This is a genomic window from Streptomyces sp. AA4 (genome assembly GCF_000158875.1).
Taxonomy (GTDB): Bacteria; Actinomycetota; Actinomycetes; order Mycobacteriales; family Pseudonocardiaceae; genus Amycolatopsis.
In genome coordinates this window covers 1,346,778-1,372,957 of the sequence record NZ_GG657746.1, presented here as the reverse complement: position 1 = coordinate 1,372,957, position 26,180 = coordinate 1,346,778, and the positions used below count along the sequence as shown (strand labels likewise).

The 26,180-nt window shown below is 68.9% G+C and carries 28 protein-coding genes and 1 pseudogene; 14 read left to right on the top strand and 15 right to left on the bottom strand.

Going from position 1 to position 26,180, the window contains the following annotated elements; all coding sequences use genetic code 11:
* Positions 1-25 precede the first annotated feature (25 nt).
* Positions 26-2,182, top strand: a complete 2,157-nt coding sequence (locus tag SSMG_RS46000; protein WP_199785820.1) for an NlpC/P60 family protein — start codon at positions 26-28, stop codon at positions 2,180-2,182.
* Between the two features lie 273 nt (positions 2,183-2,455).
* Here SSMG_RS46000 and SSMG_RS42265 read toward each other — a convergent pair whose 3' ends face one another.
* A complete protein-coding gene (locus SSMG_RS42265) occupies positions 2,456-3,253 on the bottom strand; it encodes a hypothetical protein (RefSeq protein WP_158687997.1) in 798 nt (265 codons plus the stop codon).
* Complete coding sequence (locus SSMG_RS42260; protein WP_009073942.1) at positions 3,217-4,641, bottom strand: hypothetical protein; 1,425 nt, start codon at positions 4,639-4,641, stop codon at positions 3,217-3,219. Before SSMG_RS42260 ends, SSMG_RS42265 begins: the two co-directional genes overlap by 37 nt.
* Positions 4,642-4,728: 87 nt before the next feature.
* On the opposite strand from SSMG_RS42260, the gene SSMG_RS45255 reads away from it, so the two are divergent.
* On the top strand, positions 4,729-4,866 hold the full coding sequence (locus tag SSMG_RS45255) for a hypothetical protein (RefSeq protein ID WP_158687996.1): 138 nt from the start codon (positions 4,729-4,731) through the stop codon (positions 4,864-4,866).
* Positions 4,867-5,495: 629 nt separating this feature from the next.
* On the opposite strand, the gene SSMG_RS06480 is transcribed toward SSMG_RS45255, so the two are convergent.
* Positions 5,496-6,470, bottom strand: a complete 975-nt coding sequence (locus SSMG_RS06480; protein WP_037712789.1) for an SDR family NAD(P)-dependent oxidoreductase — start codon at positions 6,468-6,470, stop codon at positions 5,496-5,498.
* A 43-nt stretch (positions 6,471-6,513) separates the two neighbouring features.
* Here SSMG_RS06480 and SSMG_RS06475 point away from each other — a divergent pair, with 43 nt between their 5' ends.
* On the top strand, positions 6,514-7,038 hold the full coding sequence (locus SSMG_RS06475) for a TetR/AcrR family transcriptional regulator (RefSeq protein WP_009073940.1): 525 nt from the start codon (positions 6,514-6,516) through the stop codon (positions 7,036-7,038).
* Here SSMG_RS06475 and SSMG_RS06470 read toward each other — a convergent pair.
* Positions 7,023-7,643, bottom strand: coding sequence for a TetR/AcrR family transcriptional regulator (locus tag SSMG_RS06470; protein WP_009073939.1), 621 nt, complete (start codon positions 7,641-7,643; stop codon positions 7,023-7,025). The genes SSMG_RS06475 and SSMG_RS06470 overlap by 16 nt on opposite strands.
* Before the next feature lie 92 nt (positions 7,644-7,735).
* Between SSMG_RS06470 and SSMG_RS45995 the strand changes: the two are divergent.
* The 4 genes and pseudogenes from SSMG_RS45995 to SSMG_RS06450 form a co-directional block, all read left to right on the top strand.
* Positions 7,736-7,924: pseudogene (locus SSMG_RS45995) on the top strand (SDR family NAD(P)-dependent oxidoreductase); the annotation flags it as partial.
* 71 nt (positions 7,925-7,995) lie between these two features.
* Complete coding sequence (locus SSMG_RS06460) at positions 7,996-8,718, top strand: SDR family NAD(P)-dependent oxidoreductase (protein WP_009073936.1); 723 nt, start codon at positions 7,996-7,998, stop codon at positions 8,716-8,718.
* 101 nt (positions 8,719-8,819) lie between these two features.
* Complete coding sequence (locus SSMG_RS06455; protein WP_009073934.1) at positions 8,820-9,446, top strand: TetR/AcrR family transcriptional regulator; 627 nt, start codon at positions 8,820-8,822, stop codon at positions 9,444-9,446.
* Between the two features lie 2 nt (positions 9,447-9,448).
* Complete coding sequence (locus SSMG_RS06450) at positions 9,449-10,354, top strand: carboxymuconolactone decarboxylase family protein (protein ID WP_009073932.1); 906 nt, start codon at positions 9,449-9,451, stop codon at positions 10,352-10,354.
* On the opposite strand, the gene SSMG_RS06445 is transcribed toward SSMG_RS06450, so the two are convergent.
* Positions 10,338-10,748: a hypothetical protein gene (locus tag SSMG_RS06445; RefSeq protein WP_009073930.1), complete on the bottom strand. Its 411-nt coding sequence runs from the start codon at positions 10,746-10,748 to the stop codon at positions 10,338-10,340. The genes SSMG_RS06450 and SSMG_RS06445 overlap by 17 nt on opposite strands.
* Positions 10,749-10,848: 100 nt before the next feature.
* Between SSMG_RS06445 and SSMG_RS06440 the strand changes: the two genes are divergently transcribed.
* Positions 10,849-11,712, top strand: a complete 864-nt coding sequence (locus tag SSMG_RS06440) for a 3-hydroxyacyl-CoA dehydrogenase family protein (protein ID WP_009073929.1) — start codon at positions 10,849-10,851, stop codon at positions 11,710-11,712.
* Positions 11,713-11,755: 43 nt separating this feature from the next.
* On the opposite strand, the gene SSMG_RS06435 is transcribed toward SSMG_RS06440, so the two are convergent.
* Genes SSMG_RS06435 through SSMG_RS06425 form a run of 3 tightly spaced genes read right to left on the bottom strand, consistent with a single transcriptional unit; the run spans position 11,756 to position 13,212 of the window.
* Positions 11,756-12,250 (bottom strand): SRPBCC family protein, encoded by a 495-nt coding sequence (locus tag SSMG_RS06435; RefSeq protein WP_009073928.1) that lies wholly within the window; start codon positions 12,248-12,250, stop codon positions 11,756-11,758.
* Positions 12,247-12,591: a helix-turn-helix transcriptional regulator gene (locus SSMG_RS06430; RefSeq protein WP_009073927.1), complete on the bottom strand. Its 345-nt coding sequence runs from the start codon at positions 12,589-12,591 to the stop codon at positions 12,247-12,249. The genes SSMG_RS06435 and SSMG_RS06430 overlap by 4 nt, the downstream gene beginning before the upstream one ends.
* 30 nt (positions 12,592-12,621) lie before the next feature.
* Entirely contained in the window at positions 12,622-13,212 is a 591-nt protein-coding gene (locus tag SSMG_RS06425) for a helix-turn-helix domain-containing protein (protein WP_037712782.1), read from the bottom strand.
* A gap of 90 nt (positions 13,213-13,302) precedes the next feature.
* On the opposite strand from SSMG_RS06425, the gene SSMG_RS06420 reads away from it, so the two are divergent.
* Positions 13,303-14,898 (top strand): bifunctional NAD(P)/FAD-dependent oxidoreductase/class I SAM-dependent methyltransferase, encoded by a 1,596-nt coding sequence (locus SSMG_RS06420; RefSeq protein ID WP_009073925.1) that lies wholly within the window; start codon positions 13,303-13,305, stop codon positions 14,896-14,898.
* Between the two features lie 86 nt (positions 14,899-14,984).
* On the opposite strand, the gene SSMG_RS06415 is transcribed toward SSMG_RS06420, so the two are convergent.
* Positions 14,985-15,305 carry a putative quinol monooxygenase gene (locus SSMG_RS06415; RefSeq protein ID WP_009073924.1) on the bottom strand — a complete coding sequence of 107 codons (321 nt, stop codon included), beginning with the start codon at positions 15,303-15,305 and terminating at the stop codon, positions 14,985-14,987.
* 52 nt (positions 15,306-15,357) lie between these two features.
* Between SSMG_RS06415 and SSMG_RS06410 the strand changes: the two genes are divergently transcribed.
* The 3 genes from SSMG_RS06410 to SSMG_RS06400 all read left to right on the top strand — a co-directional run bounded on the left by SSMG_RS06410 (position 15,358) and on the right by SSMG_RS06400 (position 17,489).
* Entirely contained in the window at positions 15,358-15,789 is a 432-nt protein-coding gene (locus SSMG_RS06410; RefSeq protein ID WP_009073923.1) for a MarR family winged helix-turn-helix transcriptional regulator, read from the top strand.
* Between the two features lie 51 nt (positions 15,790-15,840).
* Positions 15,841-16,395 (top strand): dihydrofolate reductase family protein, encoded by a 555-nt coding sequence (locus SSMG_RS06405; RefSeq protein WP_009073922.1) that lies wholly within the window; start codon positions 15,841-15,843, stop codon positions 16,393-16,395.
* A 119-nt stretch (positions 16,396-16,514) separates the two neighbouring features.
* Complete coding sequence (locus SSMG_RS06400) at positions 16,515-17,489, top strand: chitinase (protein WP_037712778.1); 975 nt, start codon at positions 16,515-16,517, stop codon at positions 17,487-17,489.
* Between the two features lie 58 nt (positions 17,490-17,547).
* On the opposite strand, the gene SSMG_RS06395 is transcribed toward SSMG_RS06400, so the two are convergent.
* The 5 genes from SSMG_RS06395 to SSMG_RS06375 form a co-directional block, all read right to left on the bottom strand.
* Positions 17,548-18,309, bottom strand: a complete 762-nt coding sequence (locus tag SSMG_RS06395; protein ID WP_009073920.1) for an HAD family acid phosphatase — start codon at positions 18,307-18,309, stop codon at positions 17,548-17,550.
* Positions 18,310-18,332: 23 nt separating this feature from the next.
* Positions 18,333-19,541 carry a hypothetical protein gene (locus SSMG_RS06390; protein WP_009073919.1) on the bottom strand — a complete coding sequence of 403 codons (1,209 nt, stop codon included), beginning with the start codon at positions 19,539-19,541 and terminating at the stop codon, positions 18,333-18,335.
* A gap of 1 nt (position 19,542) precedes the next feature.
* Positions 19,543-20,514 (bottom strand): class I SAM-dependent methyltransferase, encoded by a 972-nt coding sequence (locus SSMG_RS06385; RefSeq protein WP_009073918.1) that lies wholly within the window; start codon positions 20,512-20,514, stop codon positions 19,543-19,545.
* A 5-nt stretch (positions 20,515-20,519) separates the two neighbouring features.
* Positions 20,520-21,299 (bottom strand): enoyl-CoA hydratase/isomerase family protein, encoded by a 780-nt coding sequence (locus SSMG_RS06380; protein WP_009073917.1) that lies wholly within the window; start codon positions 21,297-21,299, stop codon positions 20,520-20,522.
* A 73-nt stretch (positions 21,300-21,372) separates the two neighbouring features.
* Positions 21,373-22,137, bottom strand: a complete 765-nt coding sequence (locus SSMG_RS06375) for an ABC transporter ATP-binding protein (RefSeq protein ID WP_199786169.1) — start codon at positions 22,135-22,137, stop codon at positions 21,373-21,375.
* Positions 22,138-22,470: 333 nt separating this feature from the next.
* On the opposite strand from SSMG_RS06375, the gene SSMG_RS06370 reads away from it, so the two are divergent.
* On the top strand, positions 22,471-23,016 hold the full coding sequence (locus SSMG_RS06370; RefSeq protein ID WP_037712768.1) for a cysteine dioxygenase family protein: 546 nt from the start codon (positions 22,471-22,473) through the stop codon (positions 23,014-23,016).
* Entirely contained in the window at positions 23,013-23,408 is a 396-nt protein-coding gene (locus tag SSMG_RS06365) for a rhodanese-like domain-containing protein (RefSeq protein WP_009073914.1), read from the top strand. Before SSMG_RS06370 ends, SSMG_RS06365 begins: the two co-directional genes overlap by 4 nt.
* 106 nt (positions 23,409-23,514) lie before the next feature.
* Here SSMG_RS06365 and glgP read toward each other — a convergent pair whose 3' ends face one another.
* On the bottom strand, positions 23,515-26,058 hold the full coding sequence (gene glgP / locus SSMG_RS06360; protein WP_037712765.1) for an alpha-glucan family phosphorylase: 2,544 nt from the start codon (positions 26,056-26,058) through the stop codon (positions 23,515-23,517).
* Between the last annotated feature and the right edge of the window lie 122 nt (positions 26,059-26,180).

The following is a 26,180-nucleotide window of genomic DNA, read 5'->3' as shown; positions in this document are numbered from 1 at the left end:
TTCGGCTGAGGGTGGAGTTTCGCCGGTGGATGGCGAATCGGTCGGCGACGGTGGCTCGGCTACGGGCGAGGTCTCGCCGGTCAGCGGCGAAACGGTTCGCGACGGTGGCTCGGCTGCGGACGAGGCCTCGCCGGTCAGCGGCGAAACGATCGGCAACGGTGGTTCGGCCGCGGATGCGGCGTCGCCCGCGAACGGCGAATCGGTCGGCGACGGTGGCACGGCTCCGGGCGACGCCTCGCCGGTCGTCGGCGAAACGATCGCCAACGGTAGTTCGGCTGGAGGCGGAATGTCGCCGGTGAACGGCCAGCCGGTCGGCGACAGTGGCTCGATCACCGGCGAAGACTCGCCAGTCAGCGGCGAATCGATCGGTACCAGCAACTCGGCCACGGGCGGAGCATCGCCGCTGAACGGCGAAACAGTCGACACCGGTAGTTCGGATGAGGGCGGGACGTCGCCAGTCAGTGGCCAATTGGTCGACTCGCGTGATTCGGCCGCGGATGGAGCATCGCCGTCGTGCGGCGAATCAGTCAGTGCCGGTGGTTCGGCTGGGAGTGAGGCGTCGCCGATGAGCGGCGAACCGGTTGGCGCGGGCAGTTCGGACGAGGGTGGGAAGTCACCGGCCAGTGGCGAATCGGTTGGTTCCCGTGCTTCGGTCACGGACGGGGCGTCGCCGGTGAGCGGCGAATCGGTTGGCTTGCGTGTGTCTGTTGATGAAGCGGCGTCGGTGGGTGGCGAAAAACCTGGGGTGACCAGGGAGTCGCCGCTGAGTGGCGAAAGTTCTGGGCGGGCTGAGGGGTCGCCGCGGGGCGGTGGCGCCGCTGAGGTGGCTGCTGCGTCGCCGCTGAGCGGCGATGTTTCTGGGGTGGCCGATGTTTCGTCGGCCGGGGGCGAAAATCCTGGGTCGACCAGGGTGTCGCCGTTGAATGGCGAAACAGCTGACGTGGGTGCGGCTTCGCCAGCGGGTGGCAGCTCCGCGGGCTTGACCAGCGAGTCGCCGGTTAGTGGCGACGGGTCTCGGGCGTTGGAGGACGGCGGGGGCGCGCGTTCTGCGGGGCGGAGGTTTCTCGCGCGGAATCGGCGGGCCTTGGTGACGTTGGCGGCGGTCGTCGTGGTCGTTGCGGCGTTGGTCGTCGCGGTGCGGGTTTTGCCGGGCGGCGGCAGCGGCGAGGCGAATTCTGGGAATGTCGCGGCGACGGCCACGTTGACTCCGAGTGCTTCGGGGACGGTTCCGTCCGCTGCGCCGACGTCGGTCGTGCCGACTCAGGCTGGGGTGCCGCGGGCTGGGGAGTTTGGGGCTTGGGCGTCGCGGACTAGTCAGTGGCTGGACATTCCGTTGCGGGCGATGAACGGGTACGCGCAGGCGACTGTCACGCTCAGCAAGGAGCAGCCTGACTGTCACCTGTCTTGGATCACACTCGCGGCGATCGGGAAGATCGCCAGCGATCATGGGCGGGCGCAGGGTAATCGAGTCGGGGAAAACGGGACTCTCGCGAAACCGCTGGGGACGGTGGAGGTTTTCGACTTCTATCACCGACCAGTCTCGACCCCGGGGGCTGCCGGGCCGTTGCAGCTCTCCCCAGCGGTGTGGGGCAAGTTTCAGCGCAGTGCGTCCGGCGGCAAGCCGGATATTCAGAACATCGACGACTCGGCGCTGACGGCTGGGCGTGCGCTCTGCGCGAATGGCCGCGATCTGGCGACTGACTGGTGGAACGGCGTCGCGACGTTGGAGCCGGCGCCGGTCGTCTTGCATCGGACGCTTGCGACGACCAACGTTTACGGCACGGTCGGGCAGAGTGATCAGCCGCCCAATCCTGCGGTGCTTACTGCGGTCGACTTCGCGATCGATCAGATTGGGCTGCCGTATGTCTGGGGCGGCAATGGCACTCGCGACGCCGATCCCGGGTTCGACTGTTCCGGTCTGACGACTGCCGCCTATGCGAGCGCTGATGTCAAGCTGATGCGGACGGCGGACACGCAGTTCCGCAGCGTTGCCCATGTGAGCGAACCTCAGTTGGGTGATTTGATCTTCTACGGTGAGCCGGCTTCGAAGATCCATCATGTGGGGCTGTATATCGGGAATCAGCAGATGATCGACGCGCCGCAGACTGGGCAGGCGGTGCAGGTTCATCCGTATCGGAAGCCGGGCGACGATTACGCGGGCGCGGGGCGGCCGACGGCCTGACCTGCGCGGTCAAGCTGAACCGATTGGTGGAGTGCTCACGCGGAGGACGCTTTCGCCGTTTAGTGGCGAAAGCTGGGTGCTCGGGATCTGGCGGGTGGCGGGATGTGCCGCGGACCGAGCGTGGGACATGGGAAGCAGGCGGAGCGAGGGCGTTGGCTAGCTTGTCCTGCGGCGGATCCTGCGTTTGTTGATGTGCCTGTCAGGAGTTGTTGAGTCGGAAGTTCGCGGAAGCGGCGAGATCTGAGGATACGAGCGGCAGGTGCCCGAAAGGGGTTAGCTCGGCCAGTCGGTGATGCCTAGTTGTTCCAGCAGATCCGTGCCAGCGACGAAGGCTTGGGCGGCTAGTGCGCCGTCGCCGTCGGCTAGGCGGCGGTATTCGCGGAGGGCAGCGCGGTGGTCGCCTAGGTGGCGATAGCTGTCTGCGCGCAGGTAGGCGGCTTGGTCGTGGGCGTCGCTTCGCGGGTCGAGGCGTTCGGTGGCGCGTTGGCTGGCGTCGACGGCGTCTTCGTAGCGGCCAGCGGCGTGATTGGCTTGGGCCAGCTGCTGCCATTGTTCGGCGGTGTCCTCGCCGCGCAGGGCGGCTTGGCCGATGGCTTCGGTGAAGTCGTCGACGGTGTGCGCTAGGTCTGGCTGGGAGCAGGCGCGGAGGTAGCGCATTCGCCCGATCAGGCGGGGCATTTCTGGGGGCGGAGCGGATAGAATGGTGTCGAGGACCTCCAGATAGCCATCATGGTGTGCGAGTTGTTGTAGTGCTTCCAGCGCTTTTTCCGGTGCGCGCGCAGTAATGAGGGCGTCCAGCGCGGCCGTCGCGGTGGCCAGTGACGGGCGTAGCGTGGCGTCGAGGATCAAGAGCGTGCCTCGGGCCAAGTGGTCTGCGGCGGCCTCGGCGTGTTGTTGGCCGCCGGCCAGGGCGGCTAGTGCGTCGGCGTGTTCGCCTTGGCTGGCAAGGAGATAGGCCAGCCAGTACTCGCCCCAGGCGCAACTGGTGTCGTCGCCGGAGTGGCGCAATTGTTCTACTGCGGCGACGGCATTCGTCAGTGCTTCGCGGGGCGGCCAGTGTGGGCTGTCCATAGGCCGAGCCAGCATTCGGTTAGCAGGGCGCGCGGGTAGTCGCCGTGCTGGTAGTAGACGTCGATGGCTTGGCGCAGGGCTGGTTCGGTTTCGTCGCTTTGGAAGAACTTCGCGCGCAGCTCGATAAGGCGTGCGTGGAGGTGTGGTGGGAGGTCATCGGAGACGACTGTCAGGCAGGCGCGTGCTTCGTCGGGCTCGCAGCGCAGGTCGTGCCATTCTGCGCGGGCGAGAAGGTCCTCATCGGACAGTCCGGGTGGCGGCAGCAGGTTCAGCGGTGGGCGGCTGGTCGGGTCGATCGGCAGGAAGTCGGTGAGCGGTTCGGCGGCGAGGCGGGCGCGGATCCGATCGCCCTGGAAAGTGTTGCCGTTGCGGCGGTCGAACTGGTCGGCCAAGTCCAGCGCGAGGCGGCGCGTTCGGCGGGCGAGCACGTGCAGAGGGACGGTGTTGGGATCTTCTGGGCCCAGATCCAGCACGGTGTCGCCGCGGCCGGCGCGTACCAGTTCTCGGGCTAGTACTGCCACCGCGGCCGCGAATTCCATGGTGGCGAAGGGGCGTTGCCGGGTTTCGAAGCCTGCCATGGGAGCCAGCCAGTCGATGCCGGCGAGTGCGTTGCCGGTCAGTGCGCAAAATTCAATGATCCAGCCGAGTTGTTCCGGAGAAAGGAATTCGCCGGACGTGGCGCGCCGGATTCGGCGGAAGGTCAGGGCCGCCAAATCCCACTCGCCTCCGCGGGCCAGCGGCAGGAGCATGAGGCAGCGGACGAACGTGAGCGGATCTTCGAGGGACGCGGGGTTTTCCAGCATCGCGGCCGCGAGATGGCGGGCGCGCGACGATTCTCCCTTGCACAGATGGTGCTCGATCGTCGTGACGTCCAGCCACCGGTCGTCTTGTCCGGTCGGCGCGGTGGCGACCCAGCGCAGGTGGGCGTCGTCGGCAGTCGGCCAGTCGCCGAGGTGGGCGGCTACTCCGCGCTGTGCTGCGTAGACCTCGTGCTGCGGCAAGTCGGCTGCGGCGCAGCGGCGCGCGACTCCCTGCAGGGCGGCATGGATTTCCTCGAGACTGAGGTCGGGGAAGTCGACCATGCACTCGGCCCACCAGGCGGACCAGCCGAGCAGCTCGGCCTCGTCGTCGCGGTCGAACTGCCACTGGCGCTGGTCGTACGCGTCGAGGCATTCGTGGACCAGGTCGCGCACCCGGTCCCAGCGGCCGTCGCGGCGGCAGGCGTCGGCGAGCATTCGACGGGACCGGAACGCGGCCTGCGGTTCTCGCAGCCGGTCGGCCCTTCGCACTGCGTCGGCGAGCAGCGCGGTCCGCTCCGAGCTGTGGTCCATGGTGTCCGCTACTCGCAATGACAACCACAGATCCGCGACCCCGCCTGTCGTGTCCACGGCGGGAAATCTAGCGGATCTCGGGCGGGTGGCTCAGAGAAACGCCCTGGGGCAACAAATAACCTGCTTTGCGGTGACTGTGTTGGGATGTCCAGCGCGGGGATCGCCCCCACGCTGGTGCGGCTGCGGTCGGAGACCAACCCGGGATTACTGTCTGGCAGCGCGACCGTCGACGCTCGCCGCGGCAGCGGCACCACGCTGGAAACGGGCGCGCCGACCGCCTGATGCGGCCGGGCAATGCCATCCAGCGCAGCGACGGCCCACCCCACGCGTCGTGCGACTGGAGGCTGACCAACCCGGAACGGCGGCCCGCCCGTCGATGCTCGCGGCGGGAACGGCACCACCCTGGAAGCAGCCGCGATGCGACGGGATAGCGCCATCCAGCAAGGGGGACGGCCCACCCCACGCGTCGGCTGGAGGCTGACCAACCCAGGACGGTGGCCCGGCAGTCCGCCCCGCCGATGGCCGCGACGGGAATGACACCACGGTGGCAACAGCCGCACGACGCGGCGGGACACCGCCATCCAGCGGGGAACTGGCCGGCCTCACACGTCGTGAGGCCGTGGTCGGAGACGTCGTGCGGCTGCGGTCGAAGGCTGTCCGATCCGGAACGGCGGCCCGCTCGTCGATGCTCGCGGCTGGAACGGCACCACGGTGGGAGGAGTCGCGCGACGCGGCGGGATAGCGCCATTCGGCGAGGGGGACAGGGCGCCCCGCGCGTTGTGCGGGTGCGGGCGGAGGCCGAACGATCCGGGATTACGGCTCGGCAGTTCGCCCCGCCGACGCTCGCCAAGGAAGGGCATCACGTTGGGCGGAGCCGCGCGACGGGGGCGGACAGTGGCACCCAGTGGGGGTCAGTGTTGGCGGATCAGGTTCAGGGAGACCTCCCACAACAGACTGGCGGCAGCGGGGTCGCGGGCCCAGCGTTTGACGGCGTGGCTGTTGTCGGCCAACGCGGCGTCGTCGGGGACGGTCGCGGCTTCGTTGCAGTCGTCCAGGTAATGGCCACCATTATGGGCGAATTCTGGGGCGGTCGCGGCGACGAGAGTGGTGGCTGCGCCTTGTTCGACAGTCTTGTACGTGAAGACTCCGGCGGCTTCCAGCCGGACTAGGTGGTCCTTCATTTCTGGAGTGAAATCTCGTTGCAGGCCAGTAGAAACTCCGCCGGGGTTGACGGCGTTGGCGACGATTCCGTCAGCTGCCCATCGGCGGGTTGCTTCCACGGCGAACAGCGAGTTGGCCGTTTTCGATTGCCCGTAAGCCAGTTGGGGGTCGTAGGCGCGGTGGGTAAAGTGGAGGTCATCGAAGACAACGGGTGAGTACATGTGCGCGCCGGAGGTCAGCGCGACGATCCGGGTCGTTCCTCGCTGGTTCGCGCCTGCGGCCAGGGCGTCGTGCAGGCCCAGTGCCAGCGCGAAATGGCCTAGGTGATTGGTCGCGAACTGCGATTCCCAACCCTGCGGAGTGCGGGCCAGGGTCGGAAGCATGACGCCGGCATTGTTGATCAGCAGGTGGAGCGGGCCGTCCCAGCTGTTGGTGAAGCGGGTGACGGTGGCTAGGTCTGCCAGGTCGAGGTGGGTGGCGCGGACGGCATGGTTGCCGGTCGTCGCGGTGATGTCGGCGGCGACACTCGCGCCCAGGGCGGGGTTGCGGACGGCCAGGGTGACGTCCGCGCCGGCGGAGGCTAGTGCGCGGGCTGTTTCTCGGCCGAGGCCGGACGTGGCGCCGGTGACGATCGCGTGGACGTCGGCGAGGTTTTGGCCTGCGACGACGGCATCGGCGGTGCTGGTGGCGGTGAAGGCCGTGCGGATCAGGGAGAGGGGAGGCACACTCGCGACTATACGCAGTGGACTTTGTTTGTATAGTGTGTCTATGGGCAGCGATCGGCGTACGCAGGTACTGGACTCGGCCTTGGAGGTGTTCGCGCGCTACGGCTACCGCAAAGCGTCGATGGACGACGTCGCGAAGGCGGCGGACATTTCGCGGCCTGGGCTGTACTTCTACTTCTCGTCCAAGCCGGAGTTGTTTCGCGCCGCCGTGCAGCATTCGCTCGAGGGGAGCATCGAGGCAGCTCGGCTCGCTCTCGCCGATTCGCGGCGACCGTTGCGCGAGCGGCTGATCGAGGCGTTCGACTGCTGGGCCGGTCGTTACGTCGGGCCGATGGCCGCGGAGATCGGTGTGCTCATCGACTCGAATCCCGACTTGCTCGGCAGCATGGCCGTTGAGTATCCGAAGCGGTTTCGTGCGCTGGTCACCGAAGCGATCGGTGGGCGCTCCCCTGCCGACGTCGCCGGGACATTGATCAGTACCTCGATCGGGATCAAGTACGACGCGAAGGACCGCGACGAGTTTCGCGCGCGGATGACCATCGCGGTCAATCTTTATTGCAAGCGCTGAAGGGCAGGCCAGTTGGACAGGGCTGTGTCGGCGACTTCTTGCAGCTCTTCCCGCGTTGCGCCACTGGCCGCTTCGACGGCGATGCCGAAGGCGACCGTCATGATGTAGCGGGCGAGCCGTGCCGCGTCGGCGTCTGGGGGCAAATCGTGTTCCTCGATGGCGCGCTGGAAGCGCTTCTCGAGTGCTCGGCGCGCGGCGTTTCGCCACTCAACGAGCAATTCGCGGGCCGGATGGCCAAGTTCGCCAGCCGCCAATGAGCCTTGGACACCCAGGCATCCGGGCGGGCAGTCGGGATCGGTTGTCGCTCGGACGGCGCCGTTGAGGATCGCGGCGGCCACCTTCGCGGCGGTCGGCTCGGCCCAAGCCCGTGGGCCGTATGAGGCGGGGCCTTCGTCGTAGAGCGCCAAGGCCTTGCGGAACAGCTGCTCTTTGTTGCCGAAAGCCGCGTACATGCTGGTCTTCGTGATACCCATGGCCCCGGTCAGATCGGCCAGGCTGGCCCCTTCGTAACCCTGCTCCCAGAACACGAGCATGGCGCGCCGCAGAGCCTCGTCGGCGTCGAAGCCGCGCGGGCGGCCGATGTGGGCCTTGTCCGGACTGGTCACTTCGCCAGCGTACCTCTTCGGTACCGATCGGTCCGGAAGTGCTACGGTCGGATTCAGTACCGATCGGTACCGAATTATCCGGAGGTCAGCACATGGGACAGCTCGAGGGCAAGACGGCAGTGGTCACCGGCGGCAGCAGCGGGATCGGCCTGGCCGCGGCCGAGCGGCTCGTCGCCGAGGGGGCGCACGTCTTCATCACCGGCCGGAACCGGGACGCGCTGGACGCGGCCGCCAAGAACATCGGTTCGGTCACCGCGGTCGCGGACGACATCGCGGCAGCCCAGACCATCGGTTCGGCCACCGCAGTGACAGACGACATCCCGGCCGCCAAGACCATCCGTTCGCCGCCACGGTGACGGGCGATATCGCGGCAGCCCAGACCATCGGTTCGGCCACCGCGGCAACAGACGAAGTCCCGGCCGCCAAGACCATCGACTCGGCCACCACAGCGACAGACGACATCCCGGCCGCCAAGACCATCGGTTCGGTCACCGCGGTCGCGGGTGACATCGCCGATCCGGCCGACCTGGATCGGCTCTACGACGCGGTTCGCGCTCGCGGCAAGGGGCTCGACATCGTTTTCGCCAACGCGGCCGCCGGTTCCTTCGCCAGTCTGGAGGAAACCACCGCGGAGCATTTCGACCAGGTTTTCGGCACCAACGTCCGCGGCACGCTGTTCACCGTGCAGAAAGCGTTGCCGCTGCTCAACAAAGGGGCGTCGGTGATCCTGACTTCGTCGGTCCGGGCGGATGACGGGCTCGAGGCGTTCGGAACGTACTCCGCGTCCAAGGCCGCGATCCGGTCTTACGCCCGGACTTGGGCCAACGAACTGAAGGGCCGCGGCATCCGGGTCAACGTGATTTCGCCCGGCACCATCGACACGCCAGTGCTGGAGAAGGCGGTCGGCGCGGACAAGGTCGACGAGGCGCGGGCGAGTTTCGCGGCGCGGGTTCCGCTCGGCCGGATGGGCACGCCGCGCGAGGTCGCTGACGCCGTGGTGTTCCTCGCGTCCGAGCAGAGCAGCTTCATCCTCGGCGCGAACATCTACGTCGACGGCGGCGAAAAGCAGTTCTGACCAGCGCCAGCGCGGGGACAACGACGTTCTCGCGCGCTTCACTCTGGCGCGCGGGCTATACGTGGGTATAGTCTATTGTTCATGCGTATAGCGACGGCGTCATGACCGATCCCGGTGACCTGACCGCCCGCGCCCGCATCCGCGACGCGGCAATGCGGCATTTCGGCGAGCACGGCTTCGAGCGCGCCACGATCCGGGGCATCGCGGCCGAAGCCGGGGTGTCCTTGGGCTTGGTGCGGCACCATTTCGGGTCCAAACAGGCACTTCGCGAGGCGTGCGACGAACACCTGACCAAGCTCCTCCGCCAGCTCGACGCCCAGGTGCCGGAGGACCTGTCGGCCAGCGGCACCGCGAATCCCGTTGCGGCGGCGCGGATCGCCGTCGGGCCGTACCGGGACTACCTCATCCGGGCGCTGGTCGAAGGCGGCGTCGCGCCGTTGTTCGACGAAATGGTCGAGCTGGGCACGCGCCGGCTCGTCGCCGCTGATCGGCAACGGACGGATCCGCCGACGGTCGAGCCCAAGGTGCGCGCCGCGATCGGCACCGCGATGGCGTTGTCGATCACCGTGCTGCACCAGCATATTTCCCGCGCGGCCGGCGTCGACATCCTCAGTCCGGCGGGCGACAACCTGCTCGCCCGCGCACTGATCGACATCTACTCGCATCCGCTCCTCAGCCTCGACGAAGCGCAGGCGGCACTCGACCGCCTGCCCGCGGAAGGAAACTGAACATGCCGCACGCGACGACTCCCCGCATCCCGCCGCTCGAACTCGACGAGCTGGCTCCCGAACAGCAAAAGCTGGCGAAACTCGGCGCGGACACCGTGATCCAGGTTCTCGCCCGCGCGCCGGAACTGATGCAGGCGTCCGGCGCGTTGGGCGGTTACCTGCTGGGCCAAGGGAAACTGCATCCGCGGATCCGCGAACTGGCGATCCTTCGCGTCGCGCTTCGATGCGACGCGCCGTACGAATGGGCCAATCACGCACCCGCCGCGCTTGGCGGCGGCGCGACCGAGGCGGAGATCGCGGCCCTCTCCGATCCGGCCGCCAGCTGGGCTCCGGAGGACGACGCGGTGCTGCGCGCCGTCGATGAACTGTGCGCGAATGTCTTTGTCTCCGACGAAACCTGGGCCGCTCTCGCCGCGACGCGCGACAACGCCGAGATCATCGAGATCCTGTTCCTCGTCGGCTACTACCGGATGATGGCGGGGTTCCTGAATTCCGCGGGAGTCCCGGTGAAGGCCGGGCAACCGGCGCTCGGCGAGCCTCCGGCGCCAGTCGCCGCCCCGCACCAGGAGAGTCGGCCCGCCAGCGGGAAGACCGGTCCGGACGGCAAGTGGAAGATCACGTTCACCCATCCGGCGGGAAGCAAAGACCTCCTTCTCGACCTCGCGACCGACGGCACCAAGGTTTCCGGGTCCATTTTCGACACTCAGCTGAAGATCACGGTCCCCATCGTTTCGGGAACGGTCGACGGCCAGAAGGTCGACTTCACGGCACTGGTGACCGACCCGGCGCGTTTCGAGGTGAGCGTGACCGGCGCGGTCGACGGGGACGCGTTCTCCGGCTCCGTCACGGTGTCCGGCGGCGGAACCTTTCCGCTGACCGGCATCCGGGAGGTCAGTCCCAATAATTGAAAAGTGCCTCGCCGACCGTCGCTGGTTTCCAGTACGCGATGTCGGACCGAGTGAGGTGCGGCCAGTCTTCGGCGGTGAAAGGCTGTCCGAGATCGGCTGGCGTGAGCACCCGGAACTGCTCCGTTTCCGCCAGCACCGCGGCCAGTTCCGGCTCGTCGAGGAACTCGAGCGGTCCCCATTCGCGAGCCGGCGCGAAGTCGAACGACCGCGGGCGGGCGAGCGCGACGACCGGCGCGTCGTTCGCGGCGACGACCGAGAGCGTGCGGTCGGGGTACTCGATGACGGCTTGCCAGAAGTTCGGCGTGCCCGACGGGACGCGGAAATCGGCCAAGGTTCCGCCGGTGCGACGGGCGAAGTCGTAACAGAGACGGCGAACCTCGCGAACTTCGACCACCGCCGCATTCTACGCAGCCGGTCCCCCGCTCGTGGACGCGGAATTGCGGCGGTGGAGAACGGGTGGTCTTCTGGGGCGCAAGATCGAAAGGTGAGCCGTCATGCCGTACGCGTACACATTCGACCAGATCCGCGACCGGCCGGTCACCGTGTTCGGTGCCGGGACGCTGGGCAGGCGCATCGCGCTGATGTTCGCCTCGCGCGGCGGCACGGTGCGGATCAGCGATCCGAGCGCCGAGCAGGTCGCGGCGGCCGCGGACTACGTCGCGGAGACATTGCCCGTCCTGATCGAAAAACGCGGCAGCGGCGAGGTCGGCCGGGTCGAGGACGCGGCGTCGATCGAGGACGCGTTGCGCGACGCGTGGCTCGTCGTGGAAGCGGTGCCGGAGCGGCTGGACATCAAAATCCCGCTGTGGGGCCAAATCGACGAAGCCGCGCCCGCCGACACCATTTTCGCGACGAACTCGTCATCGTATCCGTCGCGGATGATGGCGGAGAAAGTGCGCGACAAATCGCGGCTGTGCAACATCCACTTCTACATGCCGCCGACCGCGAACGCGGTGGACCTCATGTCCGACGGCGAAACCGGCCGGACCGTACTCGACACGCTGCTCGGGGTGCTGCCGGAATTCGGCATTCATCCGTTCGAGGCGCGCAAGGAAAGCGTCGGGTTCATTTTCAACCGCGTGTGGGCGGCGATCAAACGGGAATCGCTGGCCGTCGTCGCGGAGGGCGTCGCCCGGCCCGAGGACGTGGACGGGATGTTCAAAATCAACTGGCATCTGCCGTACGGGCCGTTCCAGATGATGGACCAGGTCGGCTTGGACGTCGTGCTGGACATCGAAAACCACTACGCGGACGAGAATCCGCACCTCCCGACCGGGCCGCGGGACCTGCTGCGCACGTATGTCGACGCGGGGAAACTCGGGATCAAAACCGGCGAGGGGTTCTACTCGTACGGCTGAAGCAAGGCGGCCCGGATCACCGGAACCAGGCCGCCCGGCCGGTTCACCGCAGCGAAACCGCGACCTCCTCCAGCGCGTCCATCGACTCCTGCATCCCGACTTCCATGCCGGATTCCAGAATGGTGTCGCGCAGTTCCTTGGTGTGCGTTTCGGTCAGCAACGTCACCGTGGTGCGGTCGCCTGATTCAGTGAAAGTCACCGTGACGACGGGGGCCTCCACGTCGGACGCTCCCGGCGTTTCGTAGACCTCGGTGTGGACCAGCCGTTCCTCGGGGACTATCTCGCGATATTCGCCGTGGAAGGCGACCTCGAAGTTGCCGTTCGCCACCAGCACGTAACGCCATTGGCCGCCGACGCGCAGGTCGATGTCCACGGACGTCACCGTGCCGCGCTTGCCCGCCCACCAGCGTTTCACCAGTTCCGGCGTGGTCCATGCGCGGTAGACGTGCTGCCGCGGAGCGGCGAAATCCCGGGTGATCAGGATCTGGTCGTCCGCGGGCAGCGTCACCTTCGCCGTGCCGGTCGTCGTGTCGGTCATGGCTTTTCCTCCTCCGTCGAACCCATTTCTTCCAGCACGGCGTCCAGCGACTCGAACCGTTCCTCCCAGGACCGTTCATACCGGCGCACCCAGTCGTGAATCGGTTTGAGGGCGCGGCCGTTCAACCGGTAAAGCCGTTGCCTGCCCTCGTCTCGCACTTCGACCGCGCCGACCTCGCGCAGCACCCGCAAGTGCTTCGACACCTGCGGCTGCCCCAGGCCCAGCACGCGGACGAGGTCGTTCACCGGACGTTCGCCCTCGGCCAGAACGTCCAGGATCTCCCGGCGCCGCGGTTCGGCGACGGCGTTGAAGACGTCCGCGGTGGTTGCTGCCCGTGCCATGCGCCAATCATATGCCGATATGGGCATGCGTCAAGAGGCAGGACGGGCGCGGACGTGGAAGCGTTCCCCTTGCGGACCGAAGAGGGCCAGGACCTCGCAGGGCTCCGTGCCGGCGTTGCCGAACCAGTGCGGAACGTGCGTGTCGAACTCGGCGACCTCGCCCGGCCGGAGTATCACGTCGTGTTCGCCGAGCAGCAGCCGCAACTGTCCGGAAAGGACGTACATCCACTCGTACCCCTCGTGGACCCGCTGGTCCGGGGGTTCGGCGGAACGCTCGGGCGGAAGGGTCATCTTGTAGGCGCGCAGGCCGCCCGGACGGCGAGTGAGCGGCAGGTAGGTCCGGCCGTGCCGGACGAACGGCTTCGGGTTCAGCCGCGGGTCGCCGGGCGGGGGCGCGCCGACCAGTTCGTCGAGCGGGACCTGGTAGGCGCGGGCCAGCGCGAGCAGCAGTTCCAGGGTCGGTTTGCGCTGGCCGGACTCGAGCCGCGACAGGGTGCTGACCGAGATCCCGGTCGTCTCCGAGAGGCCGGTCAGCGTCGCGTTGCGCTGTTTGCGCAGGGTGCGCAGCCTCGGGCCGACCGCGTGCAGGACCTCGCCGAGGTCCTGGTCGTCTTCGCTCATGCCGTTCGATTTTGCCACTTCGGCAAAGAACTTTGTCAAGTCGGCGCGTTCTCCGGATAGTCCGTGGCACGGGGACTACAGGAGGATCCAGTGGACGAGAAGTACGACGTGGTGGTGGTCGGCGGCGGTGCGGCCGGGCTCAGCGGGGCGGTGGCGCTCGCGCGGTCCCGGCGGTCGGTGCTGGTCGTGGACTCCGGCGAACCGCGCAACGCGCCGGCCGGGCACGTGCACAACTATCTTGGCCGCGAAAGCACGCCGCCCGCCGAACTGCTCTCGCTCGGCCGCGCGGAGCTGGCCGGGTACGGCGGCGAGGTGGTCTCGCAGACCGTGACGTCGATTGCCAAGCAGGACAACGGGTTCGAGATCTCGCTGGCCGACGGGCGGCGCACGCGCGCACGGCGGGTGCTGGTCGCGACCGGGCTCGTCGACGAGCTGCCCGAGGTCGCCGGGCTGGCCGCGCGGTGGGGACGGGACGTGCTGCATTGCCCGTACTGCCACGGCTGGGAGGTGCGGGACCGGGCGGTCGGCGTGCTGTCGACCGGTCCGATGACCGTGCACCAGGCGTTGATGTGGCGGCAGCTGACCGGCGACGTGGTCGTTTTCCGGCACACGCACGGGGATTTCGACGAGGCTCCGCTGCGGGCGCGCGGGATCCGGATCGTGGACGGCGTGGTCGCCGCGGTCGAGACCGAGGGCGACCGGCTGACCGGGGTGCGGCTCGAATCCGGCGAGGTCGTGGCGCGCGAGGCGCTGGCGGTCGCGGCGCCGGCCAGGACGCGGGCGGACTTTCTCGCGCCGCTCGGGATCGTGCCGGAACCGGTGGAGTTCAACGGTTTCGTGATCGGCACGCGGGTTCCCGCGGACGCGGCCGGACGGACGGCCGTGCCCGGTTTGTGGGCGGCGGGGAACGTCACGGACATGCGGGCGCAGGTCGTGGTTTCGGCCGCGGCGGGGCTGACCGCCGGGGCGGCGATCAACGGCGAACTGGTCGAGGAGGAGGCCGCGGAAGCCGTGCGGCAGCGGGAAATGCCGTTCTCGCACGAGATGGAGCGGGAGGTCGCACGGGCCAACGAGCGGCACGCGGACACGCCGCCGTTCGACCGCGCTTCTTGGGAGGAGCGGTATCGCTCGCGCGACGAGATGTGGAGCGGACGGCCGAACGATCAGCTCGTGACCGAGGCTCGCGACCTGGAACCGGGCCACGCGCTCGACGCGGGCTGCGGCGAGGGCGGCGACGCGCTGTGGCTCGCACAGCAGGGCTGGCGCGTGACAGCGGTCGACTTCTCCACCACGGCCATCGAACGCGGGCGCGCGCAGGCGGCGAAACTCGGGCTCGCGGACCGGATCACGTGGGTCGCGGCGGACCTGGCCGAATGGCTGCCGGAATCGAAGTTCGACCTGGTGACGACGCATTTCCTGCACGTGCCGTCGGCGGCCCGGACGGCAGCGTTCGCGCGGCTCGCGGACGCGGTGGCACCGGGCGGGACGCTGCTGGTGGTCGGCCACGATCCGGCGGATCATCACGCCGGGCGGCCGCACCTGCCGGACATGATGTTCACTGCCGAGGAAGTCGCGGAGACGCTGGATCAGTCGTGGGCTTCAGTGACCGCGGAGGTGCGCGAGCGTGCTGCGGTCGGGGCGGAGACGGTGGTCCGGGACACGGTGCTGGTGGCTCGGAAAGGGTGACCGGTGACGGCTCCGGTCCTGGCTCGGCCGGACCGGAGCCGTCCGGGCAAGCGGGCTCCGGGAAACGCCTGCTCCGGAATGCGCAATCAGGCGTGGTGCACAGACTCCACTGTGTACAGATGCGGGTCGCTCATGGCCAACGCCACCGCGGCGGACATGTGCTCGCGGCAGTGCGGGTCGGCGAGCATGGCTTCGAAATCCTCGGCACTGGCCCATTGCGCGTAATTCACCACGCGGGTGCCGTCGGTGCTCGCGTGGATGTTCGCGGAGACGAAGCCGGGACGGCGGCGCATGACTTCCTCCGTCGCCGTCGTCAGGACCTCGACCAAGGCTCGCTGTTTCTCCGGCTCGACGGTGAAGACGTTCACCAAGGTGGCGACGTCGGCGTCGGTGCTGATGGTCGTCATGGCTCCTCCTTGACCGTGACTGGCGAGCGTCATTGTGTGTAAGGTTCCTGTCATGAGTCAAGAGGTGACACGGCGGCCGGGGTATCTCGTGAAGCGGGTGCAGCAGGCGTTCCGGCAGGCGTCCGACGAGCTGCTGCGGCCGATCGGGTTGTCGATGGCGCAGTACGCGGTGCTGACGGCGCTGGCGGAGAACCCCGGAGTGTCGTCGGCCGAGCTGGCGCGGCAGTGTTTCGTGACGCGGCAGTCGCTGCGGGATGTGCTGACCGGGCTGAAGACGGCGGGGCTGGTCGCGGTCGCCGAGGAAGCGTCGACCGGACGGGCGCGACCGGTGCGGCTCACCGCGTCCGGCGAGGCCCGGTTGAAAGAAGCACATCGGGCGGTCGACGAGGTCGAGGAGCGGATGCTCGCCGGAATACCGGAGCCCGACCGGCGCCGGCTCGCGGAGCTGTTGACCATCTGCTCGGACAATCTCGGGGACCGATGAGTTTTCGCCGCCCCGCCGGTCTACCTCGTATCAAGCACACGAGGAGGATCGATGGGCAAGGTGTTGTGGCACGTCGCGATGTCGCTGGACGGGTTCGTCGCCGCGGACGGGCACGCGATGGACTGGATGTCGGGCGTGCGCGTCACGCCGGGCGTGCACGAGGAATCGATCGCGCGCGTCGGGGCGATTTTGGGCGGGCGGCGGGGGTTTGACGCCCTTGCCGCCCGGGTGCCCGGGCAGGTCGCCCGGCAGCCGTACGGCGGAGCGTGGAGCGGACCGGTTTTCGTGCTCACCCATCATCCGGAGGACGCCCAGGCCGAGGACGGGATCACGTTCCTCGATTGCGACGTCCGGGAGGCCGTGGAAATCGGGCTCGCCGCGGCGGCCGGGAAAGATCTTGAACTGCATAGCCAGGACATCGCGCGGCAGTGCGTTGAGCTGGGGATTGTCGACGAATTCCTCGTGCATCTCATGCCGGTGATGCTCGGGTCCGGCGTGCGGCTGTTCGACAATCCGGGCGGGAAACCGGTGCGGTGGGAGCGGGTGCACGACGGGGATCCCGCGCTGGCGGTCGACTTGGCGTACCGGCTCGCCGCGGAACACTGAATCCCGCTCAGCGGGACGGAGCGGCCTACTAATGGCGTATGGCCCCCACGGGGTTATTGGTCTATACCATTTGGACAGGGGTTTACCGCCCCTCGGTCCTCACCGTGGAGGTTCCACCTATGCGTCTCCCCTCCCCCCGGAAACTGGCGGCCGCGCTCGGCGGGTTGCTGGCCGTAACCGGACTGGCGGTCCCGCCGAGCGCCGCGGCGAGCGGCTCGTCGATCGCGCTCGCGCCCTATGTGGACATGGGCGCGTGGCCGTCGCCCGTGTTGTCTTCGATGTCCGAGCAGAGCGGCATCAAGAGTTTCACCCTCGGCTTCGTCACCGGAGCGGCCTGCAAGGCCAGCTGGTTCGCGGCCTACGACCCTCGGCAGGGTTGGCAGTCCGACGAAATCGCGAAGATCCGCGCGGCCGGCGGGGACGTGAAAGTCTCCTTCGGCGGCGCGTCCGGCGTCGAGCTCGCCCAGGCGTGCGGTGACGTGAATTCGCTGGTCGGCGAGTACGAGGCGGTGATCAAGGCCTACGACCTCAAGTACATCGACGTCGACATCGAGGGCGCGGCGGTCGCCGACCCCGGTTCGATCACCCTTCGTTCGCAGGCACTGAAAAAGGTGCAGGACGACAACCCCGGGCTCAAGATTTCCCTGACGCTGCCGGTGCTTCCGACCGGGCTCACCTCGGACGGACTGAACGTCGTGACCTCCGCGCGGGACGCGGGCGTCAATCTCGACCTGGTGAACGTGATGGCGATGGATTACTACCAGGGTTCCGGCGACCAAGGGGCCAAGGCGATCCAGGCGGCGCAATCCACGCAGGCGCAACTGAAATCGGCACTCGGACTGTCCGATGTGGACGCTTGGCAGAAGGTGGGGCTCACGCCGATGCTGGGCGTCAACGATTCGCAGAACGAGATCTTCTACCAGAAGGACGCCAGCGCGGTGGTGAGCTTCGCGCAGAGTGTCCACTTGGGAATGCTGTCGTTCTGGGAACTCGGGCGCGACGCGAACGCGTGCAACGGACCGCTGTACCGGTGCACGAACGTTTCCCAGCAGCCGTACGAATTCTCGAAGATCTTCGCCGGGTATTCCGGCTGACGGAGACGGAGCAGCCCGGGCCCGGCGCGGGACCCGGGCTGACTCCGGCGGACGCGACTCAGGGCAGGTAGTACATCGGGTTCGGCAGCTTCACCGGGTGATCGGCGTAGCCGCCTTCGAGGTCGCTGAACTGGTCGCCGACGTTGAGCACGATGTGCGCGCCGGTCGACTGGATGTGCGCCCGGGTGCCCGACTTGTACTGCACGGTGTTGCAGGTCAGCCCGCACGGCAGGTAGTCCGGCGGAGTGGTCTTCGGCTTGAAGTACGCGCCGGCCGGGGTCGGGTAGCCCTCGTTGGCGAGGTTCTTGAGCGACTGCGGGCCCTGCTTGTCGTTGCGGCCGGTCAGGAAGTAGATCGCCACGCCGTGGTCGGCGGCCCACTTCGCCAGCTCCAGCACCGGCTTGTTGGCCTCGAAAGTGCCGTCGTCGATGGCTTTCTGCTGCTTCACCGGGTCGAAGCCGAAGTCGTTGTCTGCTTCCCAGCCGTAGGTGACCTCGGACGTGTCGTCCACGTCGAGCACGATCGCCGGGTTCTTCACCTTCCCCAGCTTCTGCTGCAGGTACCGCTTCGCGTCGGCGACCACGCGCTTCGTGTCCGTGACGAACCGGCTGGTCTCGGAGTAGTGGTGCTTGCCGGACGCGTCGAGCCAGTCGCCGTAGTACGCCTTCACGTCGTTCTTCACCTGGCCGATGTTGGCCGGTTCGCGGCCGTGCGCGGCGGTAACGGCGTCCGACCCGGCGAGCGCGGTCGCGCCGCCCGCGACGGTGGCGCCGACGGCCGCGGCGGCGGCCAGTTTGACGAGAGCGGGAAAACGAGACACAGCGACCCTCCAGTGATGATTCGTCAACCCGCCGAACTTACGCCGCCTTCCCCGGCTTGAAAACCCTCCGTTGGGATGCGTTCGGCCCGGCACACGAACGCCACCGGCGACCGGCCGATCCGCGTCAGCACCACAGTGGACTCCTCGCTGCCGCGCGGTTTCAGCTTGCGCCGCAAGGCGTCCGGGTCCACGTCGAGGCCGCGAACGAGGATTTCCAGCCGTCCGACGTCGAGCTTCTTCAACGCCTGCCCGAGCGCCTTTTCGCGGTACGGCAGCTGTTCGAGCACCCGGAACGCTCGCACTCCAGGCGGCGGGGTGGCACCGGTGAGGTAGGCGATGCGCTCGTCCAGCTGCCATAAGCCATGCCGCGCCGCGTAATGGCGCACGAGCCCGGCTCGCACGACCGCTCCGTCTGGGTCGATCAGCCACTCCCCCGCGTCCTGCACAGGGATGTCGTCCGGCTCGGCGTCCGTGACAGTCCACTGTGTACCGTCCGAACGCAACACTGTCGCTCGACGTCCGGCACCGGACGAAAGCCCTCGCCACAGGCAGGCTTCGCGGACTTGGCCGTCGAGCGATACGAGTTCGACCTCGTCGGCCCAGGGCGCGATGGAGAAATCCATGCCGGGCGCGCATTTCACCGACAGGATCCGGCCGGGATAGGCGGCCACGAGTTCGTCGAGCGGCGGCAAGAAGTCGGCCGGACGCCACACCCGGCGGCCAGCGGAGTCGCGGCGGGCGGGGTCGACGACCACGGCGGTGTCGCGGGAAACCGGACGCAAGGCGTCGGCGCGCGCGACGAGCGGCGAAACTCCGGCGATCGAAGCGTTGTGCTGAGCCATTTCCAGTCGCACCGGGTCCACATCGGACCCGAGCGCCGTCGAGGCGACCCGAGACAGTTCAACCAGATCCGCGCCGACTGAGCAGGTGACGTCGTGCACGGCGAGACCGGCCAGCCGGGAAGCTCGATGCCGAGCCACTGGCGTCGCGCTCGCCTGCTGCAAGGCGTCGCCGGTGAACAGCCAATCCGCCGACGATGCCAGCTTCAGCACTGCTTTGCGCCGCAGCGCAACGGTTTCCAGTACCGGGGCAGCCCGCTCGCCGACCAGGCGACGAGCCGCGGTGACGTCCGCGATCCGCGAACCGTCCAAAGCGGAGCACTCGGCGAGCGCCGCCCGTCCCGCGCCGGAACGCAGGAAGGCGACGTCGTCGAGCGTGAAACTGTAGGGCAATTCAGGACGGCCGCTTGGTCCCGGTGATCATCACGTTGTAGAACAGCTCGCGCGGCAGCACCTTCGACAGCACCTTCTTGTCCAAAGCGGACAGTCGCAGCCACAGGTGGTAGGCGAACAGCCGCCAGCGCACGGTGAGCTTCTCCTGCGGCACCGCGGCCTCGAAGGTGCGGATCGGCCAGCCGGCCAGCGCCGCGGAGAACTCCTCGGTGACCGCGCGGACGTCCTGCGCACCGGCGCCGCGCGCCATCGCTTCCAGCTCCGACGGGTCGAAGGTGTGGATGTCGACCACGGCCTCCAGCGCCGCCGCGCGCGAGGATTCGTCCAATTCGGACTGCGGACGCCGCCAGCCGCTCAGCGCGGGCAGCTTGGTGAGGTTCGTGGTGAGGTACCAGGTGAGCTGGCCGAGCCGGCGCGCGTAGCGGTCGCCGATTTTCGTCGGCTCGCCGGCGAACACGAACCGCCCGCCCGGCTTGAGCACGCGCAGCACCTCGCCGAACGCCTGGCGCACGTCCGGGATGTGGTGCAGCACCGCGTGCCCGACCACGAGGTCGAACGTGTTGTCGTCGTACGGGATCCGCTCCGCGTCGGCGACCCGGCCGTCGACGTCGAGCCCGAGGCCCTCGGCGTTGCGCAGCGCGACCTGCACCATGCCCGGCGACAGGTCGGTGACCGAACCCTTCTTCGCGACGCCGCCCTGCATCAGGTTCAGCAGGAAGAACCCGGTGCCGCTGCCCAGTTCCATCGCGTGCTGATACGGCTGGCCGTCCTCGCCCGCCACCGCGTTGAACACGTCAGTGGCGTACGAGATGCAGCGCTCGTCGTAGGAAATGGACCACTTCTCGTCGTACGTCCCGGCTTCCCAGTCGTGGTAGAGGACGTTCGCGAGCTTCGGGTCGGCGTAGGCCGCCTTGACCTCGTCTTCGGTGGCGTGCGGGTTCGGAGCCGGGTCGGACACTCCTGAGTCGGACACGGAAGTCACTTCCCCTCGAAACTGGCTTTGCCGGGACCGTTGTCGATGAACGACTGCATGCCGTTCTTCTGGTCCTCGGTCGCCCACAGCGCGGTGAACAGCTGCGTCTCGATCTTCAGGCCGGTGGCCAGGTCGACGTCGAGGCCGGAGTCGATCGCGGTCTTGGCCGCGCGCAGCGCCACCGCCGGGCCGTTCGCGAACTGCGAGGCCCACTTGTGCGCCGCCGCGTACACGTCGTCCGGGGCCACGACCTCGTCGACGATGCCCAGCTTCAGCGCTTCCTCGGCCTTCACGAAGCGGCCGGTGAAGATCAGGTCCTTGGCCTTGCTCGGGCCGATCAGCCGGGTCAGCCGCTGCGTGCCGCCCGCGCCGGGGATGATGCCGAGCTGGATCTCCGGCTGGCCGACCTTGACGTTGTCGCCGGCGATCCGCCAGTCCGCGGTCAGCGCCAGTTCGAGGCCGCCGCCGAGGGCGTAGCCGGTGATCGCGCAGACGACCGGCTTCGGGATGTTCGCGACCCGGGCGAGCGACGCGGTCAGCTCGGCGCCGAACTTCGCGATCTCCGGGTACGTGCGGGAGGCCATCTCCTTGATGTCCGCGCCGCCGGCGAAGGTCTTCTCGCCGCCGTAGAGGATCACCGCGCGCACGTCGTCGCGGTCGGACGCCTCGCGCGCGGCCTCGGCGAGCTCGGCCTGCACCTGGTTGTTCAGCGCGTTGACCGGCGGCCGGTCCAGCCGGATCGTGCCGACCCCGCCCTCGACCTCCAGGGTTACGAACTCTCCCACGCGAACTCCTCCTCGTTAACGGCGTTGACGCAGTGCCAGCAGGCTACCGGCCGGTAGGACCGGCCAGGTCAACCTACCTGCGGCGGGCGAAGAACCGCTCGCCCGAACGCTCCAGCACCAGGTCCTGGTCGAAGGTCTTGGACAGGTTCTCGCTGGTGATGACGTCGTCCACCAGCCCGGACACGACCGCGCGGCCCTCGCGCAGCAGCAGCGCGTGCGTGAAGCCCGGCGGGATCTCCTCGACGTGGTGGGTGACCAGCACCATCGCCGGCGCGTCCGGATCCAGCGCGAGCGCCGACAGCCGGGCCACGAGGTCCTCGCGGCCGCCGAGGTCGAGGCCGGCGGCGGGCTCGTCGAGCAGCAGCAGCTCCGGGTCGGTCATCAGCGAGCGGGCGATCAGCACGCGTTTGCGCTCGCCCTCGCTCAGCGTGCCGAACGTGCGCTCGGCCAGGTGCGCGATGCCGAGCGTGCCGAGCAGTTCGGTCGCCCGGTCGAGGTCCATCCGGTCGTACTGCTCGCGCCAGCGGCCCATCACCGCGTACCCGGCGCTCACCACGACGTCGCCGACGCGCTCGTCGCCGGGCACGCGCTGGGCGATCGCGGCGGAGGTGAACCCGATGCGCGGGCGCAGGTCGAAGATGTTCACCTTGCCGATCCGGTCGCCGAGCAGGTCGACGGTGCCGGAGGTGGGGTGCAGTTCGGCGGCGGCCAGGCGCAGCAGGGTGGTCTTGCCGGCGCCGTTCGGCCCGAGCACCACCCATCGCTCGTCCAGCTCCACCGCCCAGTCGAGGGCCGCGAGGAGGTCGTTTCCGGTACGGCGGACGCCGACACCGGACATCCGCACGACGAGGTCGTCAGGATCGCTGGGCAGGATCGGCTCGCTCACGTGCCCCATTGTGGCGGTCCCCCGGGCGCGGGCGCGCACCCGCCCGGGGGTAACGGCGCGCGGGGTGTCCAGCGGATGGGACGAGCGGCCGGGCGCGCGGCGCTGTGGCAGCATCCTGGCCATGTCCAGGTCCGCGCGCCCCGTGTTCTGGCGCCGTCGCGCGATCGACCTGCTCCTGGTCGCTTCCAGCGGATGTAGCCGGGCGCGGCACGCACGCTGATCCTCGTCGGCGTGCCGCGCTGCCTCGCGCCCGGCATCTTTCCCGACTTGTTCCAGGAGCCTCCGTTGACCACGTCCATCGTCCGTCCGGAAGTCGAAATCCATCCCCGGCTGACCGATCCGCTGCTGCCCGAGCTGCTGCACCCGTCGCGGCTGCTGTGGACGCCGCGCGAACTGGCCGACCTGACCCGCACGGTCACCACCGAACTGACCACCAGCCTGCGCGAGGTCCTGCGCTTCGACGAGGACCAGCGCTGGTGGGCGCGCCTCGCGCTGACCGACGGCGTCGAACTGTGGCTGCTGTCGTGGCTGCCCGGCCAGCACACGAAGCCGCACGACCACGGCGGCGCGTCGGGTTCGTTCTCGGTGCTGCAGGGCGAACTCGGCGAGGAATACCGCTACCCCGGTGGCCCGGTGCGCCGCCGCACGCACACTGCCGGGCAGGGCATCGGCTTCGGCGCCGGGCGCGCGCACCAGGTGCTCGGCGTCGGCAGCGAACCGGCGGCCAGCGTGCACGCCTATTCGCCGCCGCTGGTGCCGACCCGCGAATACCCGAGCCTCGCCGACGTGCCGAACGAGATCCCGCCGCTTCCTGCCATTGTGCGGTCATGACCGCACTTGAGGGTTTCCTCGCCGCCGCCCGGTCTTCGCTGGACCGGGCGGACCCGGCGCGCGCCGCGGAACTGCAGGCAGACGGCGCGCTGATCGTCGACATCCGGCCGTACGCCAACCGGCTCGCCGAGGGCGAGATCCCCGGCTCGGTGGTGGTGGAGCGGATCCACCTGGAGTGGCGGCTGGCCCCGGAAAGCGAATGGCGGCTGCCCGGGGTTTCGGCGGAGACGGTCGCGGTGGTGGTGTGCAACGAGGGGTACGCGTCGAGCCTGGCGGCGGCGGATCTGCAGCGGCTGGGGCTGACCAAGGCGACGGATCTGGTGGGCGGGTTCCGGGCTTGGGCGGCGGCTGGGCTGCCGGTACAAAAAGGCGGATCCCCGGCGGTCGATTGAGCTGGGTCGCGAGCGCCCCAATGTGGCATTGGGTGCATGCGATGCAACGAACGCCACATTGGGTGCGTCAGATGCACCCAATGTGGCATTGGGGGCGCTCGCGGGCTCAGGCGAGCACGACGCGCGCCAGCTCTGCCGGGCTGGCCAGCAGCGGGTGTTTCGGCAGCACGCGCACCGTGTAGCCGACCGAGCCCGCTCGCGGCAGCCGCAGGGTCGCCGCGAACGCGCCGATTCCGTCCGGAGTCATCGGCACCTGCACCGAATCCGCGAGTTCGTCCCCGTCGCCGACCTGGCCGACCACCGCCTGGATGTCCACTTCGGACGGTTCGAGCCCGGCGAGGTCGATCCGCGCGCGGATGGTGACCTCGGCGCCCACCACGAGCCGTTCGGTGTGGTCGTACTGGAGTTCGGCGTCGAAGATCCGCACGCGCGGCCACGCGACTTCCAGTTTGGTCCGGTAGTCGGCCAGCGAAAGCGCGCCCTGGTGGCCGTTGCCGGTGGCGGCGGCGACCATCCGCGACGCGGGCAGGTAGCCGGAATCCACGTACTCGCGCACCATCCGCGACGCCTGCACGCGCGGGCCCAGCGTTTCGAGGGTGTGCCAGACCATCGCGAGCCAGCCGGTCGGCACGCCGTCCTCGCCGGTGTCGTAGTAGAGCGGCGCGATCTGCTGGCCGAGCAGGTCGTACAGCGCCGCGGCCTCGAGGTCGTCGCGGCGGAGCGGGTCGGTGACGCCGTCCGCGGTGGGGATGGCCCAGCCGTTGGAGCCGTCGTAGCACTCGTCCCACCAACCGTCCTTGATGGACAGGTTGAGGCCGCCGTTGAGCGCGCTCTTCATGCCCGACGTGCCGCACGCCTCCAGCGTCCGCACCGGGTTGTTCAGCCACACGTCGCAGCCGCGGTAGAGGTAGCGGGCCATCGACATGTCGTAGTCCGGCAGGAAGACGATGCGGTGGCGCACCGCGGGATCGTCGACGAAGCGCACGATCTGCTGGATCAGCTGCTTGCCGTTCTCGTCGGCGGGATGCGATTTGCCGCCGATCACGATCTGGATCGGCCGCTTCTCGTCCAGCAGCAGCGCGCGCAGCCGGTCCGGGTCGCGCAGCATCAGCGTGAGCCGCTTGTACGTCGGCACGCGGCGGGCGAAGCCGACGGTCAGCACGTCCGGGTCGAAAACGCGGTCGGTCCAGCCCAGTTCCAGCGCGGAGGCGCCGCGCTGCATCCACGCCGCGCGCACCCGCCGCCGGACCTCGCCGACGAGCTTCTCCCGCAGTTCGCGGCGCAGTTCCCACAACTGCTGGTCGCTGACGCCGTCGCGCAGCGAGCTGTCCGGCGTGCGGCCCTCGTGGCCGAACTCCTCGTGGTTGCCGCCGAGCAGCGCGCTCAGCTCGCGCGCCACCCAGGTCGGCCCGTGCACGCCGTTGGTGATGGACGCGATCGGCACCTCGGCGTCGTCGAAACCGGGCCACAGCCGGGAAAACATCCGGCGCGTGACGCGGCCGTGCAGCTTGGAGACGCCGTTCGCGCGCTGCGCGAGCCGCAGTCCCATGTGCGCCATGTTGAACAGGCCGGGGTTGTCCTCCGCGCCGAGCTGCAGCACGCGGCGGACGTCGACGTCCGGGACGAGCCTGCCGTCGGAGAAGTACCGCTGCACGAGGTCGACCGGGAAGCGGTCGATGCCCGCGCTGACCGGCGTGTGCGTGGTGAAGACCGTCCCGGCGCGGACCGCGGGCAGCGCCTCGTCGAAGGCGAGCCCGTCGGACTGGATGATCTCGCGGGCGCGCTCCAGGCCGAGGAATCCGGCGTGGCCCTCGTTGGTGTGGAACACCTTCGGCTGCGGATGCCCGGTCAGCTCGCAGAACTTCCGCACCGCGCGGAACCCGCCGATGCCGGCCAGGATCTCCTGCCGGATCCGGTGGTCGGCGTCGCCGCCGTACAGCCGGTCGGTGACCGAGCGGAGGTCCTCGTCGTTGGCCTCGATGTCGGTGTCGAGCAGCAGCAGCGGGATCCGGCCGACGCGCGCCCGCCACATCTGCGCGCGCAGGTCGCGTCCGCCCGGCATGGCGACCTCGACCAGCACCGGACGGCCGCCCTCGGCGACCAGCTCCAGCGGGAAGGCGTTCGGGTCGATCACCGGGTAGTGCTCGACCTGCCAGCCGTCGAGCGACAGCCCCTGGCGGAAGTAGCCGGACCGGTACAGCAGGCCGACGCCGACCATCGGGACGCCGAGGTCCGAGGCCGCCTTGAGGTGGTCGCCGGCGAGGACGCCGAGGCCGCCCGAGTAGTTCGGCAGCGCTTCGGTGACGCCGAACTCCATCGAGAAGTACGCGACCGCCTGCGGCAGGCCCTCGTCGGTGCGCCGCTGGTACCAGCGCGGTTCGGTGAGGTAGCGCTCCAGCCCGGCCGCGGCCTCGCGGGTGCGGCGCAGGAAGTCCTCGTCCTTCGCCAGCTCCTCGAGCCGCTCCGGCGGCAGCGCGGTGAGCATGCGCAGCGGGTCGCGGATCTTGTTGAACAGTTCGGCGTCCATCGAGGCGAACAGGTCGCGCGTCGGCGGATGCCAGGTCCAGCGGAGATTGGTCGCGAGCGCGCCGAGCCCGGCGAGCGGCTCGGGCAGGCTGGCGCGGACGGTGAACCGGCGGACTGCACGCATGGTCAGCGACGATATCCGGCCCGCTTCGCGCGCGCTCGCACCCCACTTCGGGGATTGCCGCCACATTCGGCCATCCGGGTCAGTAATGTCCCGGTTCGTTGTCGGACGCGGATGGGGAACGA